The sequence below is a fragment of the Mesorhizobium sp. M0983 genome, assembly GCF_040318975.1.
Classification (GTDB): domain Bacteria; phylum Pseudomonadota; class Alphaproteobacteria; order Rhizobiales; family Rhizobiaceae; genus Mesorhizobium.
On record NZ_JAMYNH010000073.1, the window covers coordinates 1 to 500 of the forward strand.

Consider the following 500-nt stretch of genomic DNA (forward strand, 5'->3'; position numbering starts at 1 on the left):
CGTTCTTCACGCAGCGGCTCGAGGAAAGCTATCCGTATCTCATCTTGGACGCGCGCTATGAACGGGCTCGCGAGGCGGGCGTGATCGCCAGCCAGGCGGTGCTGGTGGCGATCGGCGTGGATTGGGAGGGCCGGCGCCAGGTCCTGGGCGTGGAGCTGGCCAACCGGGAGAGCCATTCGAGCTGGCGCGAGTTCGTGACGGGGCTCAAGAATCGCGGGCTCGCCGGCGTCGAGTTCGTCGTCTCCGACGACCATCCGGGGCTCAGGGCGGCAATCCGCGAAGTGCTGCCCGAAGCGGTCTGGCAGCGCTGCTACGTGCACTTCCTCAGAAACGCGCTCGACTACGTGCCGCGCAAGGTCGACGACGATTGCCTGATGGAGCTCAGATGGTTCTACGACCGGCGCGACCTTGCCGAGGTCAAACGCGACCTGGCGCAGTGGATCGCCAAATGGCAGGCCAAATACCCGAAGCTGGTCAACTGGGTGGAAGACAACATCGAG

The 500-nt window shown here is 65.0% G+C and carries 1 protein-coding gene; it reads left to right on the plus strand.

Annotated features, from left to right (window positions below):
• On the plus strand, positions 1-500 hold a 500-nt coding region (locus NKH71_RS33370), incomplete at both ends, for an IS256 family transposase (protein ID WP_352896641.1).